The 13919-nt window shown below is 63.6% G+C and carries 14 protein-coding genes; 8 read left to right on the top strand and 6 right to left on the bottom strand.

Going from position 1 to position 13919, the window contains the following annotated elements; genetic code table 11:
- Window positions 1-40 precede the first annotated feature (40 nt).
- The 4 genes from F4Y72_11785 (at window position 41) to F4Y72_11770 (ending at window position 4546) form a co-directional block, all read left to right on the top strand.
- Window positions 41-916, top strand: coding sequence for an SMP-30/gluconolactonase/LRE family protein (locus F4Y72_11785; protein MXZ28966.1), 876 nt, complete (start codon window positions 41-43; stop codon window positions 914-916).
- Window positions 910-1833: an ABC transporter permease subunit gene (locus tag F4Y72_11780; GenBank protein MXZ28965.1), complete on the top strand. Its 924-nt coding sequence runs from the start codon at window positions 910-912 to the stop codon at window positions 1831-1833. The genes F4Y72_11785 and F4Y72_11780 overlap by 7 nt, the downstream gene beginning before the upstream one ends.
- Window positions 1830-2744, top strand: coding sequence for an ABC transporter permease subunit (locus tag F4Y72_11775; GenBank protein ID MXZ28964.1), 915 nt, complete (start codon window positions 1830-1832; stop codon window positions 2742-2744). Before F4Y72_11780 ends, F4Y72_11775 begins: the two co-directional genes overlap by 4 nt.
- Before the next feature lie 671 nt (window positions 2745-3415).
- On the top strand, window positions 3416-4546 hold the full coding sequence (locus F4Y72_11770; protein MXZ28963.1) for an ATP-binding cassette domain-containing protein: 1131 nt from the start codon (window positions 3416-3418) through the stop codon (window positions 4544-4546).
- Window positions 4547-4575: 29 nt separating this feature from the next.
- On the opposite strand, the gene F4Y72_11765 is transcribed toward F4Y72_11770, so the two are convergent.
- Together F4Y72_11765 and F4Y72_11760 are read right to left on the bottom strand one after the other, a co-directional pair.
- A complete protein-coding gene (locus F4Y72_11765) occupies window positions 4576-5319 on the bottom strand; it encodes a hypothetical protein (protein ID MXZ28962.1) in 744 nt (247 codons plus the stop codon).
- Between the two features lie 7 nt (window positions 5320-5326).
- On the bottom strand, window positions 5327-6796 hold the full coding sequence (locus tag F4Y72_11760; protein ID MXZ28961.1) for a hypothetical protein: 1470 nt from the start codon (window positions 6794-6796) through the stop codon (window positions 5327-5329).
- Window positions 6797-6866: 70 nt separating this feature from the next.
- On the opposite strand from F4Y72_11760, the gene F4Y72_11755 reads away from it, so the two are divergent.
- From F4Y72_11755 to F4Y72_11745, 3 genes are read left to right on the top strand one after another with little or no spacing between them, the layout of a single operon-like run.
- Entirely contained in the window at window positions 6867-7997 is a 1131-nt protein-coding gene (locus F4Y72_11755; GenBank protein ID MXZ28960.1) for a Rieske 2Fe-2S domain-containing protein, read from the top strand.
- Window positions 7997-8827 carry an amidohydrolase family protein gene (locus F4Y72_11750; GenBank protein ID MXZ28959.1) on the top strand — a complete coding sequence of 277 codons (831 nt, stop codon included), beginning with the start codon at window positions 7997-7999 and terminating at the stop codon, window positions 8825-8827. Before F4Y72_11755 ends, F4Y72_11750 begins: the two co-directional genes overlap by 1 nt.
- A 22-nt stretch (window positions 8828-8849) precedes the next feature.
- A complete protein-coding gene (locus F4Y72_11745; GenBank protein ID MXZ28958.1) occupies window positions 8850-9590 on the top strand; it encodes an SDR family oxidoreductase in 741 nt (246 codons plus the stop codon).
- Between the two features lie 17 nt (window positions 9591-9607).
- Here the strand turns inward: F4Y72_11745 and F4Y72_11740 are convergent, their stop codons facing one another.
- From F4Y72_11740 to F4Y72_11725, 4 genes are all read right to left on the bottom strand, one after another.
- Window positions 9608-10060 carry a type II toxin-antitoxin system VapC family toxin gene (locus F4Y72_11740; protein ID MXZ28957.1) on the bottom strand — a complete coding sequence of 151 codons (453 nt, stop codon included), beginning with the start codon at window positions 10058-10060 and terminating at the stop codon, window positions 9608-9610.
- Between the two features lie 2 nt (window positions 10061-10062).
- Window positions 10063-10299: a hypothetical protein gene (locus F4Y72_11735; protein MXZ28956.1), complete on the bottom strand. Its 237-nt coding sequence runs from the start codon at window positions 10297-10299 to the stop codon at window positions 10063-10065.
- Between the two features lie 83 nt (window positions 10300-10382).
- On the bottom strand, window positions 10383-10982 hold the full coding sequence (locus tag F4Y72_11730; GenBank protein ID MXZ28955.1) for a DUF899 domain-containing protein: 600 nt from the start codon (window positions 10980-10982) through the stop codon (window positions 10383-10385).
- 31 nt (window positions 10983-11013) lie between these two features.
- On the bottom strand, window positions 11014-12231 hold the full coding sequence (locus tag F4Y72_11725) for a beta-aspartyl-peptidase (GenBank protein MXZ28954.1): 1218 nt from the start codon (window positions 12229-12231) through the stop codon (window positions 11014-11016).
- A 383-nt stretch (window positions 12232-12614) separates the two neighbouring features.
- On the opposite strand from F4Y72_11725, the gene F4Y72_11720 reads away from it, so the two are divergent.
- Window positions 12615-13919 (top strand): methyltransferase domain-containing protein, encoded by a 1305-nt coding sequence (locus tag F4Y72_11720; GenBank protein ID MXZ28953.1) that lies wholly within the window; start codon window positions 12615-12617, stop codon window positions 13917-13919.

Genomic DNA, 13919 nt, shown 5'->3' with positions numbered 1-13919 from the left:
CGCCAACCTGAATGACCTGCAGCCGGGCGATCTCTTCCTGGTGCTGAACGAGATCGACCAGAGTCATATCGATTACAGGAAAGGCATTTCCGGAGAGTGCCGGATTGTCCACTACGACCGGGACTTCAACGCCAGGGGCGAGTTGTGGACCGGCGAGGAGGGAATGCTCGTGGGCCTTCTCTACAACCCCAGCGACCGGCGCCTGTACGCCACCAACCCGCAACGCAACAGCATCCTCGCCTACGACGCCTCCGGCGCGCAGCACCGCCTGGGCGGCTACCTGCCCGAGCGCCGTTACGGAAACATGGCGCTGGCGGGCAACGGCGACATCCTGACCGGCGTTCACTCCTTCTATGGAGCGCCGGTCCAGGACGAGCACGGCGACGGAAAGCTGATCCGGTTCAATCCGCAAACCAGGGCGGTCAGCTTCCACGAGGTCGAAATCGACGGAGGCCGCGGCGGCCGGCACTGCATCAGCAACCTGGCCCTGGACTCCGACGACAGGACCGTTTACTACGTCTCGGAAGCCGGCCGGCGACTTTGCCGATACGACACCGAATCACGACGGCAGCTTTCCGATTTCATCACGTTCGGGGAAGACGACGCCATGCGGACCTATGGCATGGGCCTGCTACCCGGCGGAGAAGTGCTGATGGCGTGCGGTTCGGGGGCTGTTCTCTTCAGTGCCCGCGGAGAAATACTCCGGAACTACGAAGTACGTTTGGAGAATGGCTGGACGCGCGCCAAACCGGCCCTTGACGGCAAGCACTTCTACCTGAGCAACTTCCTGCACGGACTGCTGCAACGCAGGGACATCGCCACCGGAGAGGTGGTGAGCGAGCTGAATACCGGGCTGAAGTGCTCGCTGCTGAGCCTTTCCGAGTATCGGGATACCTCGCGGGCCGCCGCATGCTGAACTACGCGCTGAGAAGGCTTCTGGTAGCCGTACCCACGCTACTCGTCATCATTACGCTAGCCTTCTTCCTGATTCGCATCGCGCCCGGCGGCCCGTTCGACCTGATCCCGGACCTGGACCCCGCGGCCGCGGAAAACCTGCGCAAGGCCTACGATCTCGACAAGCCGCTGCTGGAGCAGTACGGCAACTACCTGTGGCGGCTGGCCAACGGCGACCTGGGGCCATCGCTGGCCTACCGTGACCGGACCGTTGCGGAACTGATCGCCGAAGGCCTGCCGGTGAGCGCGCAACTGGGGCTCACGGCCATATTCGCAGGACTGTTTGCCGGAATGCTCTGCGGCATTGTGGCCGCCCTGCGCAAGAACTCGGCGGTGGACTTCACCGTAATGGCGATCGCCATGACCGGCGTGGCCATCCCGACCTTCGTCACGGCGCCGCTGCTCACCCTGTTCTTCGGACTCTACCTGGGCTGGCTGCCGCTGTCCGGCTGGAACAACGGCCAGTTCGCGCACATCATCCTGCCGGTCACGGCCCTGGCGCTGCCCACCGTGGCGGGTATCGCGCGAATCACGCGCGGCTCGATGCTGGAGTCGCTCAACGCCGACTACGTCCGCACCGCGCGCGCCAAGGGCCTGCCGGAATGGAAAGTGATCGCCCGGCACGTCTTGCGGCCCGCCTGCATGCCGGTGGTCAGCTACCTGGGGCCGGCCATTGCCGGAGCCATGACCGGCTCGGTGGTGATCGAAACGATATTCGGCCTGCCCGGGATAGGACGCGCCTTTGTCGAGGGCGCCTTGAACCGCGACTATTCGCTGATTCTGGGGATCGTCATCGTGTACGCCACGCTGATCATTTTGCTCAATCTGCTGGCGGACATCATCTACGGCTACCTGGACCCCAGGGTGCGTCCCGGATGACTCGGCCGGCCACCACGAGCGGCGAAACCGCGGCCCGCGGCGGTGCACAACTCGCGCCCGGCCGCTCCCTGTGGCAGGACGCAATGGCCCGGTTCCGCCGCCACCGCGCGGCGATGGCGAGCGTGTGGATCGTGGGCGCGATCACGGTCCTGGCGGTCCTGGTCCCCGAGTTCTGGCCGAACAGCCTGGATGACGTGAACTGGGACTACCTGGAGTCCCCGCCGACCACCGACAACCACCTGTGGTTCGGCACCGACGTGAACGGGCGCGACATGTTTTCCCGGACCTTCTACGGCGCCAGGATTTCCCTGGCCATCGGAGTGCTGACGACCCTCGTCGCGCTGGTCATTGGCGTGGCCTACGGCGCCATTGCGGGCTACCGGGGCGGTACGCCGGGCGAGCTCATGATGCGCGTCGTTGACGTGCTGTATTCCCTGCCCGCGCTTTTTTTCGTGATCATCCTGGTGACCGTCTTCGGCAACAGTTTCCTGCTGATCTTTCTGTGCATCGGGGCCGTGGAGTGGCTTACGCTGGCGCGCATCGTGCGTGGGCAGACGCTTTCCATCAAGGAAAAGGAGTACGTGGAATCGGCCAGGGCGGCGGGCCTTTCGATGCCCGTAATATTGCTGAAATACATCATCCCCAACGTGATCGGGCCGGTCATCGTGTACGTCACGCTGCTGATCCCCATCAACATCATCGTGGAAAGCTACCTGAGTTTCCTGGGGCTGGGCGTGCAGGAGCCTTACACCAGTTGGGGACGGCTGATCTCGCAGGGTGCCGATGAGATCGGCACGGCGCCCTGGCTCTTGATCATTCCCGCGTCGTTTCTCGTCATGACGCTGTTCTGCTTCAATTTCATCGGCGACGGCCTGCGCGACGCGCTGGACCCGAAAGACCGGACACGATGAGCGCGCCGCTTCTGGCCTGCGAGGACCTGCACGTGCGCTTTCAGACGCACGCCGGCGAGGTCGATGCGGTGAACGGCGTGGGCTTCGAGGTTCACGCCGGAGACTGCATCGGCATCGTGGGCGAGTCCGGCTCCGGAAAAACGCAGACCGCCATGGCCCTCATGGGCCTGCTGGCCGACAACGCCGTCGCAAGCGGCAGCGTCAGGTTCCGGCAGGAGGAGATCCTCAACGCACCCGCCGAGCGGCTCAACCGGATCCGGGGCCGCAGGGTTTCCATGGTCTTCCAGGACCCGATGGCCTCGCTGACCCCGTTCATGCGCATCGGCGCGCAACTGTGCGAAGTGCTGCGCCAGCACTCCGGAATGACCAGGAAGGAAGCGAAGGCGCGGGCGCTCGAGGTCCTCGACATCGTCCAGATTCCCGAGCCCCGCCGCCGGTTCGGCATGTATCCGCACCAATTGTCCGGCGGGCAGCGGCAACGGGTCATGATCGCCCAGGCGTTGCTGTGCGAGCCGGACCTGCTGATTGCCGACGAGCCGACCACGGCGCTGGACCTCACCATTCAGGCGCAGATCCTGGATTTCCTGAGGTCGCTGAAAAAGCGAACGACCATCGTGATCATCACGCACGATCTGGGCGTGGTGGCCGGACTGTGCGACAGGGTTCTGGTGATGCAGGCCGGTCGCATCGTGGAGAGGGGAACGATCGAAGCGATATTCAACGCATCGGAACACCCGTACACGCGGACGCTGCTCGCCGACCTGCCCCGCCCGGACAAGCGCTCGCAAGCGGGGCCTCAGGGGCTGTCATCCGAAGCCGGCGCCAGGAGCGACGCACTGCTGCGCGTTGACGACCTCAAGGTGCACTTCCCCACCCGCGTGCAGGACGGGCTTCGCTCCCGAACCGTGCCGCTGAAGGCCGTTGACGGCGTTTCGTTCAGGGTCGCCGAGGGCGAAACCGTCGGCATAGTCGGCGAGTCGGGCTGCGGCAAATCGACGCTGTCGCGCGCCGTCCTGCAACTCATCGGTTCCACCGGCGGGCGCATCGCCTGGCAGGCAGAAGACTTGTCCGGCTTGAGCCGCAAGGCGATGAACGAGCGGCGCAGGGACCTGAGCGTGGTGTTCCAGGACCCGCTGTCCAGCCTCAACCCCCGAATGACGATAGGCAACATCATCGCCGAGCCATTGCGGCGCTTTCACCCGGACATGAGCCGCGAGGACCGCGATGCCGCGGTGCTGAATGCTTTGCGGGACGTGGGTCTGGACCGGAAACACCGTAATCGCTACCCCCATGAGTTCAGTGGCGGCCAGTGCCAGAGGGTGAGCATCGCCAGGGCGATGATCCTCAAGCCCAGGCTGCTTGTCTGCGACGAACCGGTCAGTTCGCTCGACGTGTCCACCCGCAGGCAGATCATCGAACTGCTCAAGGACCTTCAGGAGAAGCATGGGGTCTCGATCATCTTCATCAGTCACGACCTGTCGGTGGTGCGGATCGTGTGCGACCGGGTCCTGGTGATGTACCTGGGCCATTTCGTGGAAATCGCCGACCGAAACGCCCTGTTCGAGTCCCCATCGCACCCCTATACGCAGGCCCTGATCAGCGCAATTCCGGTGCCGGACCTCGCGGCGCAGCGGCAAGCGGAGCGAATCATCCTCAGCGGCGAACTGCCCTCTCCCACCGCTCCGCCCTCCGGCTGCGTGTTCCGGACCCGTTGCCCCATCGCGACCGACCTCTGTAGCGAGCAGGAGCCGGAATTCAGGACGCTGGACAACGGCGCCAGGGTGGCCTGCCACCACGCCTGATACCGGGGACCACCACCGCGCCGCGCGCGTCAGAGGGTGGGCAGCAGCACTTTTGCGACCGTATCGAAGAGCGCCGACCCGGACTTCAGCCCCGCTTCGCGCAACAGCCAGCGCGCCCCGCAGAGATTCGATGACAGGACCGGATTGGCCAGCTCATCCGCCATGATCCTTGCCGCCTCGAGAGTGACCATTCCGGTACCGGTCATGACGATGGCCGCGCCTTTCGGCGGAGCAAGCGATCGCAGCGTCTCGATAACCCGCGGGGTCCGGGTGTCGTAGGCATGGAGGTTTTCCTCCGGGCCGAACACCCGGGCCACTGTCGCGAGGCGATAACCGGCCGCCTTCCAGTAGGCCGCGGCCTTCTCCGTCAGCCAGTCCGAGTACGGAGAAACCAGGCAGACTTCCTCGCAGCCAATCGCCTGCAAGGCCTGGTGGATGGCGCGGCTGGAGGTCATCGTCGGAATGCCGCTTTCCCCGGTCAAATCCGCGCACAGTTGCCGATCGCCATCCGGCAACAGCCGATAGGAAGGGCCGGTGATGCCGATCAGCATGGAGTCGAGCCTGAGATTGTCGAAGGCGCCCATGGTTTCGCGATAGTGCGACACGTACAGCTTGCTGCGCTCGTTCAGCGGTATGCCGTGCAGGACGGGCAGCCGGGCCGTGTACATCGTGATTCCTTCGGGCAGCAGGCGCGCCATTTCCGGCTCGACGGTCGGGTTGCCCGGAGGGACGATCACGCCCACCTGGTGCGTCGTAATGGGATCGGGAATCACGGCAGCCTCAGTCCTCCCGTGATCGGTCCGGCGCGGAACCGGCGTCCAGCAATCGCTCCACCATCCCGTCGAAGGAACTCCAGGGCGCTTCCCGGAAGCTGTGATTGCGGACGATGAACGACGGGCCGGCGAAGAAATTTTCATACTGCTGCTGCCGGGCGCCGAATTCGCTGCCGTACATGTCCCAGGCGAGCCGGTAGAGCTTCACGCGATCAACCGCCGATTCCGACGGGGTAGTCCAGTAGTCGTTGAAAATGTCACGGGTTTCCGGGTTGTCGAGAACGGAAAAATCCGCGGGCATCTGGAAAACGCCCCCGCCCGAAAGTTCTCTCATCATGGCAACGATCTCGGGATAATGCTCCTGGCACCAGTTCAGGGCGGCGTACATGTAGCGCCGGTTGAAGTTCAGGTAGCCGTTGCCGAGATCCTCGCAGTCCTGTATCTGGCCCTGAATCATCCCGCCCAGAGCGGCCTCCCAGGACGCCAGCCGCCCCAGTTTCTCGGCCACCACGGGGATCCCGTCCACGCCCGCGGATCGGGCGATCTTGTGGATGATGCCCGCGATAAACCGCAGTTTGGCGTGAAAGCGCACATTGGACTGGTGATTGCCCAGCGTGTGCGAGGCGGTTTCGATATAGATTTCGCGGGACAGCGCCGCGCGGTCATGGACGAAGACCCTTTCCCACGGCACTTGCACGTTATCGAAGATCAGCATTACATCGCTCTCGTCGAAGCGCGATGCAAGCGGATTGTCGATCTCGCTGACGGCATACGGCTCCATGGGCTTGCGGGCCCACAGCGTGAGCCCCGAGGCGTTCATCGGAACGGCGCAGGTAATCGCCTCCTTGCCGCGGTCGTCCGAGATGGGCGTGAGGTTCCCTATCCACACTTCGTCGCAGAAGATTCCCGCCGTCGCAAGCATCTTCATTCCGTTCAGCGTGACTCCCCGGCGATCTTCATCGACGACCTGGAGGACGGCCTGGTGGCCCCCGGTGTCGCCGAACAACGCTTCGTTCTTGGATTGGGGAGCCGGGTGCACCGCATAGGTGGCGTACAGGTCGCCCTTGCGCAGGTGGTCGTAATAGGCGGATATGTTGCCGGCAAAGGCGTCGCCGTCCCGGTCCAGTATTTCCGGGTTCATAGCCAGGCCGGTCACGAAACTGGACACGTGGTCGGGGCTCCGGCCCAGCAGCCCGTATGTCTTGTCCGCGATCGCGTAGTGGGCCCGGGACCGCTTTTCGAGGTCGTCGCGGGTCCGTGGCTTCAGGTAGTAGCTGGCGAAACGTTCGCCGTTCTCTTCGAACGACATCACGCCGGCGTTGGCGGGGTCCGCCTTGTAATCGAACAGTCCGGCCATCGTGCGGGCCGCGCCCCCGAACGCCGGGTGCACGGTGACGTCCTTGACCCTCTCGCCCCCGATATACACCCTCCGGCCGTCACTCAGGCCTGCCAGAAACTCCCTGCCGGTGCGCAGCATATTTCCCGTTCAGGGGCGAAAGTACAATGAGGCGCGCGCACGCCCGCGGCCGTCAGACTGGGAAACGAGCATGTTGATAAACAACTGGTATGTGGCTGCCAAGAGTCAACAGGTGAACCGGGAAAAGCCCCTGATCGTGCGTATGTTAGGCCAGAACTTCGTCCTGTACCGCACGCCCGAAGGCGAGGCGGTTTGCCTGGCAAACACCTGCTGCCATCGCGGCGGTTCGATCGGCCGGGGCGAGCTGGACGGCGCCGGCTGCATCGGTTGCGGTTACCACGGCTGGAAGTTCAATCCGCAGGGCCGGTGCGTGGAGATCCCGTCGCTGGGAAAGGACGCGAAGATTCCCAGGCGCGCGCGGGTGGACTCGTATCCCGTCGAAGAGCACTTTGACTGGGTATGGGTGTTCCTGGGCGACCTGGAGGAGAACGACCGTCCCCGGATTCCGGCCACCGAGTTCCCCGAATACCACGACAAGGAAAACTGGCGCGTCGTGTCGATGGAATTTGACGCGGATGTGAACTGGGCCCGCGGCCACGAGAACTCGCTGGACAGCGCTCATCCCGCGTTCGTGCATGCCAGCTTCGGCCGCCGCAGCGCGCCGGAAGTGCAGATCGTTCCGCTGGTCCCCAACGCGTTCATGGGACACAACGCCACCCGCCAGCGCGTGCCGCCCAAGCGCAGCCAGATCAGCGCCGACATCGCCAAACTCGTGTCCGAAAAAAGGGGCAAGACCACGGCCTCGACCGATTCCTACCTGGCGGGCATTTCCCACCGGATCGACATCACGAGGGAAGGCAATATCCGGCAGGTGACGATTTCCGCCCGAACGCCCGTCGATCCTTACAACACGCGGGTTTTCGCGCACCAGGCGCGCAATTACCTGTTGGAGGAAGAACACGACGAGGCGCGTCGCGAGGGCATACGGCGGGCTTACAAGGAAGATCTTGACGTGGTGGCCACGGTCGAGCCGAAGTTCGTGCCGCGCTCCATGGCGCACCAGCTCCTGGTGGAGGCCGACCAGATGGAGACGGCTTTCCGCAAGGTGCTGATCGAGAAAGTGAAGCAGGGCTGGGAAATCGATTTCGACAGGTTGCAGGACGAAGGGCGCTTCCGGCACTACTCCATCCCCTCGCCCGCCCGCCGAAAAGACCCGAAGAACTGGGTCCACCCGGTGGTGCCAACGACGTTTCCACGCTAGTGCCGCCTCGAATCGACGCCCACCAGCACTTCTGGAAGGTCGAGCGAAACGACTACGGTTGGCTGACGCCGGCGCTCAAGCCGCTGTACCGTGACTTCGGTCCCGACGACCTCGCCCCGCTATTGTTGGAAGCGGGCGTCGACAGGACCATCCTGGTCCAGGCTGCGCCGACCGTCGCGGAAACGCGCTTCCTGCTCAAACTGGCCGGGCGGACCGACCTGGTAGCCGGCGTGGTCGGCTGGATCGACATGGAAAGTGCTGACGCGGGGGCTGTGCTGGCCGGTCTCGCGCAGCACCCGAAGCTGGTCGGCATCCGGCCGATGATCCACAACATCGAGGACGAAGCATGGATCACGCGCCCGGACCTCGCCGCGGCGACCGAAGCCGTGATCGAGGCCGGCCTGTGCTTCGACGCGCTGGTCCGCCCCCAGCACCTGCCCTACCTGCTCAAATTCCTTGAGCGCCATCCGAATCTCAAGACCGTGATCGACCACGGCGCGAAGCCGGTCATTACCGAGGGCCTGTGGCAGCCTTGGGCGGACCGGATGTCCGAGCTGGCCGAACGCACCGGCGCGTACTGCAAGCTGTCCGGTCTATTGACCGAAGCGAGCCCGGACCAGGGCTACGACGACCTGCTCCCCTACATGGAGCACCTGCTCGCCACATTCGGGCCGGAGCGCCTCATGTGGGGCAGCGACTGGCCGGTACTCCTGCTTGCCGGCACCTACCCCGGCTGGCACGCGATCGCCGACCGCTTCCTGAGCAGTCTAGACGAAGCGGACCGGGCCCAGGTCCTGGGCGCCACCGCCACCCGCTTCTACGGCATCTGAAGCGGCCTTACCTGCGCAGCTCATGAGTAAGCGAAAGCGCGTACTGATTACCGGAGCTGCGTCAGGAATAGGCCTTGCCTGCGCGCGGAGATTTCATCGGGACGGATACGCTGTGCTGGGCATGGACCTCAATGCAAGTCCCGATCCATCGATCTTCGACTGCTTCGAGCAGGCGGACGCAGGCAACGAGGAAGTGACACAAAAGGCTGTGCAGGGCTTTGGCATCCCCTCAGGAGGGCTGGATGCGCTCGTTCACTGCGCCGGCATCGGTCAATACGGCACCGTGACGGAACTGGATTCGCAGAGCTGGTCCAACGTCCTGCAGGTCAACCTGACGTCGGCCTTCCTTGTGGCTCGCGCCGTCATTCCTCACATGCAGAAACACGGGGGCGGGTCCATAGTCACTATCGGCAGCGTGTATGGACGCCTGGCGCCGGAAAGAATGAGCGCCTATGCGGCGAGCAAGGCGGGAGTGGCGCAATTGACCCGGTGCATCGCCATCGATTACGCAATCGACAACATTCGGGCGAATTGCGTCTGCCCGGGGCTGGTGACCACCCCGATGTCCTCGCATCTGAACGCGCCAGGCAAGGAAAAGCAACTGGATGCGTCGCTGAAGGCGCATCCCATGAAGCGCGCCGGGACCCCGAATGAAATTGCCGACACGGTCGCCTTCCTGTGTTCGGACGCGGCGAGTTACATCACCGGTCAGGACATATACGTGGATGGCGGTTACACGACCGGAAAGCAGTTGAACCCGTAGAGCCGGTTCCCGCCCGGCTAGCCGGATGCAGCTGTCGCGTCTTTGATCCAGCGCACCGTCTCGGGCGTGCCGATGTGGCGAACCTCAAGGCCTGATAGACTCTCATCTGCTCTGGCCGCCAACCGTTTGTCAGCCGTTACCAAAGCTGTGCCAGAGATTTCGGCGCACGCCAGGTAGAGGCAATCGTAAACGGGATGGTCCATTTCAAAGGCCAGGTGCGATGCCCGTTCAATGAGCACCTCGGCAGGATAGAGCGCAATCAGCTCGAACAGGTTGCGCAATTCATTGAGGAAAGGCTGCGGATCGACAATTTCGCCGCGATTTACTTTCTTCCAGATCGTGTTGGCGAATTCTGGTACCAATAGATCCGGGGCCTGAAATTCCATATGTCGAGCCAGCAGGAGCCGTGATTCCAGAGATAAAGGCTCCGCAACAAACCACTTGATGACGATGCTTGCATCGACGGTGATTCTCAACGCTTACGATCCTCACGAAGCAGTTTGACACTGTCCGTCTGTTTACGGTCGGCGGTCAGTGACTGGAGATGACGCGTACGGTCACGGAATTCCGCAATGCGTCCGAGCGGATCCGCGCGTTGCGTCAACGTATGGCGGATTTCCCCTTCGAGGGAGCGGTGATTGGCCTTTGCCTGCGCCTTCAACTTCTCAATCACTCCATCGTCCAGGTTGCGAATCGTTAGTGTGCCCATTGCAGAACTCCGAAATGCCAGCAATATGCTAGCAATCCGCTAACATTTGCACAAGCGAGCGCCAATGTGACGAACGCGCCCGTTTAGTAAACGTTTTCTCCGCCGTCGTCGAGGACTTCCGGGCGGCGCCAGTAGGAATACTGCGGGGTCCAGTCCTGCGCGCCCATGCCGGCCAGCGCGAGGAGGCTCCATAGCGAGCAGTAGAGGTCGCCGGGACCGAAGACGCAGGCGTTGAAGCGGAGGACCCGGTCCCCTTCGCGCTTGTAGACGACCGCGCCCGGGTAGTTGTCCTGGCCGCCCACGACCGTCTGCTCGCGAATATAGGCGCCGCCGCCGTGCGAAGCGAGCCGGAAGCGCCAGCCGCGCTCGTTGGCGAACCGCCGCTGCAGTTCCGGCGGGTCCTTGGACAGCAGCACGACCGACATGGCGTTTTCCAGGTGCGGGAGAAAGCCGTTGAAGCCGTCGGCCCAGACGGTGCAGTAGCGACATCCCTGGCCCATGTTGTGGATCGCGAGCAGGGTGTCCCTGCCGGCGAACAGTTCCAGCAGGCTCACTTCGCCCGACCCGCTCGCAAAGCGGTAGTCGGGGACCTCCGTGCCGCGGCTCTGCTTCAGGAGCGTCCCCAGTTCTCCGGTCAACTCGAATATCTGCTGCTGGATTTGGGCGATTCGCTGTTCGGTCATATGGGTTCCTTCAACATCTGCTGGTGGCGCGTCATTGGTATTTCACTTCCGCCCCGACGGTTGCGGCCAGAATATTGCTGCCGACGCCATACATGACTCCGTAACCGTTCGACGAAAGCACGATGTCGCCCGCGGCGCTGATGGCGATTACCGCGCCCTGCGCCTGGTCCATGTCGCCGATCAGCTCCCTGACGACATAATCGGCAGCGTCCTGGAGCGGCACGCCGAGGTATTCCGCGCGCGCGGCGATGTCGTGGGTCGCCGCCCGCCGGATGAAGTGCTCGCCCTTTCCGGTTGCCGACAGCGCGTACTTCGCGTTGGCGAAGCTGCTGGCGCCGATCATGGGACTGTCACCGACCCGCCCCGGCATCTTGCCCGGGGTACCGCCGGTGGAGGTGCCGGCCGCCAGGTTGCCGCAGCGGTCGAGCGCCACCGCACCCACGGTGCCGTGTTCCTCCGCGGGCTCTTGCGGCGGGGGTGGCCGGTATTCCTTGAAATAGCTCTTCGGGTCCTCCACCGCCTCCGCGCCCAACTCGATCAGGGTCGCTTCGCCGGTGGCGCCCACGAACAACACGTGGGGCGTCCTGTCCATCGCAATGCGTGCGGCGCGAATCGGGTTCCTGAGCGACTGCGCGGCCGCCACGGCGCCGGCCCGGCCGGTGTGTCCTTCCATCAGGGAAGCGTCGTTCTCGACAAAGCCCTCGGAATTGAAGTAGGAACCCTTGCCGGCGTCGTAGATTCCCGCGTCCTCCAGCAGGACGATCGAGTCCTCGACCACGTCCAGCGCCGTTGCGCCGTTGGCCAAAGCCTTCAGGCCCACGGTTACGGCCCGCTTCAATACATCGAGGTGCTGCCGTTCAACCCTTTCCGGCGCGGAAGCGAAACCGCCGTGGAGAAGAAGGATGTATTCGTCCTGCGAATCGCAGGTACCGGTCGCGGCGGAGCCGTTCATCGACCACGACAAGGCCAGAAAAACATAACCGTAGGTCCACTTCATCCTGCTGGCGCGTATTTTGCCCTTGCTCAAGATGAAATATACGCTGCAATGTATGAGCCCGCTTACAAACCCAGCACGCGGTAGTCGCCGTTGGCGATGAGGGCAATGGAAACATATACGCCCAGCAGCGCGCACAGGATCCAGAAGGAATTGATCGCCACGATGTAGATATACATGTCGCGCCGGCTCACCAGGGTGTGCCGTCTCGCCACGAAAAAGCTGACCAGGTAAGTCGAGGTCATGTAAACCCATTGCCAGGAAAGCGCCAGCCCGATGACCCCGGCCACCAGGGCGGACGGGTAGCCGAGCGTGTATGCGGCATAGAGGACCAGTGTCGGAACGGGCGTCACGAAACCGTTGGCGATGTCCACGTTGAAGCCGAAGGTGCGGCGGTCGGCATACGAGTCGTCGTAATAGCAGTAGGCCGCCCAGGCGTCGGCCCAGACCGCCGGCGACAGGACCTGTGTAAGCCTGATCCTCGTGGCGAAGAAACCGTGCGCGGGCGGGCGTCCCGTCCTGCGCTGCATTTCGCGCCAGTACCCGGCGCGCGCCCCGATCCTGTCACGAAGGAAGAACAGGCAGATTTCCCAGTAGCAGATCAGGAGATTGACCGAAAAGAACAGGCAGAACAGGGAATGAAGGAAATTCAGCTCCCCGTGGGTGCGCAGGCGCACCAGGATGCCGAGAAGCGTGCCGCACGCGATTTTCAGCGCCACGAGCAAGGCCACGGGCGCCGTCAGGCCCTTGCTGTCCTGGCCCTGTTCGGATGGCGGCAGGCTGGCGCGGCTTTCGGACATGTGCCCCCCTCACACTATCCACTGTGGCGGCGGGCGCATTCTATCGCGCCGCGATTCGATGGATCGAGGGCAGACGGGCTACAATCCGGCCGGATTCCTGCCGGCATATCCGGAGGCGCGGGGGTGGATGCGAAAGTGACCAAACGTTCTCTTGGGAATCTGACCCAGGAGGAAGTGAAGTCGGTGGTCGATGACTACGTCGGGCTTCACGATGCCGGCGTCGAGCGCAAGAAGGAGCGCTACCGGCAGCTCGTCAACCAGTACTACGACCTCGTGACCGATTTCTACGAGTGGGGTTGGGGCAAGAGCTTCCACTTCGCCCCCCGCCGGCGGAGCGAGAGTTTCAAGGCGTCGCAGATCCGGCACCAGCATTTCCTGGCCGACAAGCTCTCCCTGAAGCCGGGAATGCAGGTTCTCGACGTGGGATGCGGCGTGGGCGGCCCCATGGGCAACCTGGCCCGCCATTGCGGCGCAAGCTTTGTCGGCATCAACAACAACGCCTACCAGATCGAGCGCGCGAAAGTGCACACACGTGACGTCGAGGCGCTGTGCCGTTTCATAAAAAGCGACTACATGCAGATTCCCCGGAGCGACGACCACTACGATGGCGCCATCAGCATCGAAGCGATGCCCCACGCGCCGGACAAGACCGCCGCGTACGCCGAGATCTTCCGTGTTTTACGTCCCGGGGCCGGTTTCGCGTGCTACGAATGGTGTCTCACCGACGCATTCGATCCTTCGAACGCGGAACACCGGCAAATCAAGGAAGGAATCATGACCGGATCGGCGCTACCGGATATCGCCGGCACGACAGAAGTTTGCGAAGCCGTGCGCGCGGCCGGATTCGAGCTGATCGAATCCCTCGACCTCGCCGGCGAATCGGATCCGGAAACGCCTTGGTACCGGGCCCTTCAGGGCCGGGACTTCAGCCTTGCGAGCATCCCGCGCACGCCGTTGGGGCGCGTCCTGACCAATCTGATCCTGCGGGTTGCGGAGCCGTTGCGGCTCGCTCCGCAAGGCGCGCGGGAGGTCAGCACGTTCCTGAACTGGGGGGCGGATACGCTCGTAGAAGGCGGCCGGACCGGGATCTTTACGCCGATGTTCTACTTCCTGGCCCGCAAACCCCTACCCCGGGGAAACTGA

This window comes from Gammaproteobacteria bacterium (assembly GCA_009838035.1).
Classification (GTDB): domain Bacteria; phylum Pseudomonadota; class Gammaproteobacteria; order Steroidobacterales; family Foliamicaceae; genus Foliamicus.
This window is presented reverse-complemented; position numbering and strand designations above follow the sequence as displayed.

What these genes read in the sequence shown, in the direction of transcription:
- F4Y72_11780 (MXZ28965.1), top strand. Translation starts at nt 910, where the DNA reads ATGCTGAACTACGCGCTGAGAAGGCTTCTGGTAGCCGTACCCACGCTA.
- F4Y72_11775 (MXZ28964.1), top strand. Translation starts at nt 1,830, where the DNA reads ATGACTCGGCCGGCCACCACGAGCGGCGAAACCGCGGCCCGCGGCGGT.
- F4Y72_11770 (MXZ28963.1), top strand. Translation starts at nt 3,416, where the DNA reads ATGCAGGCCGGTCGCATCGTGGAGAGGGGAACGATCGAAGCGATATTC.
- F4Y72_11760 (MXZ28961.1), bottom strand. Translation starts at nt 6,796, where the DNA reads ATGCTGCGCACCGGCAGGGAGTTTCTGGCAGGCCTGAGTGACGGCCGG.
- F4Y72_11755 (MXZ28960.1), top strand. Translation starts at nt 6,867, where the DNA reads ATGTTGATAAACAACTGGTATGTGGCTGCCAAGAGTCAACAGGTGAAC.
- F4Y72_11745 (MXZ28958.1), top strand. Translation starts at nt 8,850, where the DNA reads ATGAGTAAGCGAAAGCGCGTACTGATTACCGGAGCTGCGTCAGGAATA.
- F4Y72_11735 (MXZ28956.1), bottom strand. Translation starts at nt 10,299, where the DNA reads ATGGGCACACTAACGATTCGCAACCTGGACGATGGAGTGATTGAGAAG.
- F4Y72_11730 (MXZ28955.1), bottom strand. Translation starts at nt 10,982, where the DNA reads ATGACCGAACAGCGAATCGCCCAAATCCAGCAGCAGATATTCGAGTTG.
- F4Y72_11725 (MXZ28954.1), bottom strand. Translation starts at nt 12,231, where the DNA reads ATGGGTTTACATGACCTCGACTTACCTGGTCAGCTTTTTCGTGGCGAG.
- F4Y72_11720 (MXZ28953.1), top strand. Translation starts at nt 12,615, where the DNA reads ATGAAGGAAATTCAGCTCCCCGTGGGTGCGCAGGCGCACCAGGATGCC.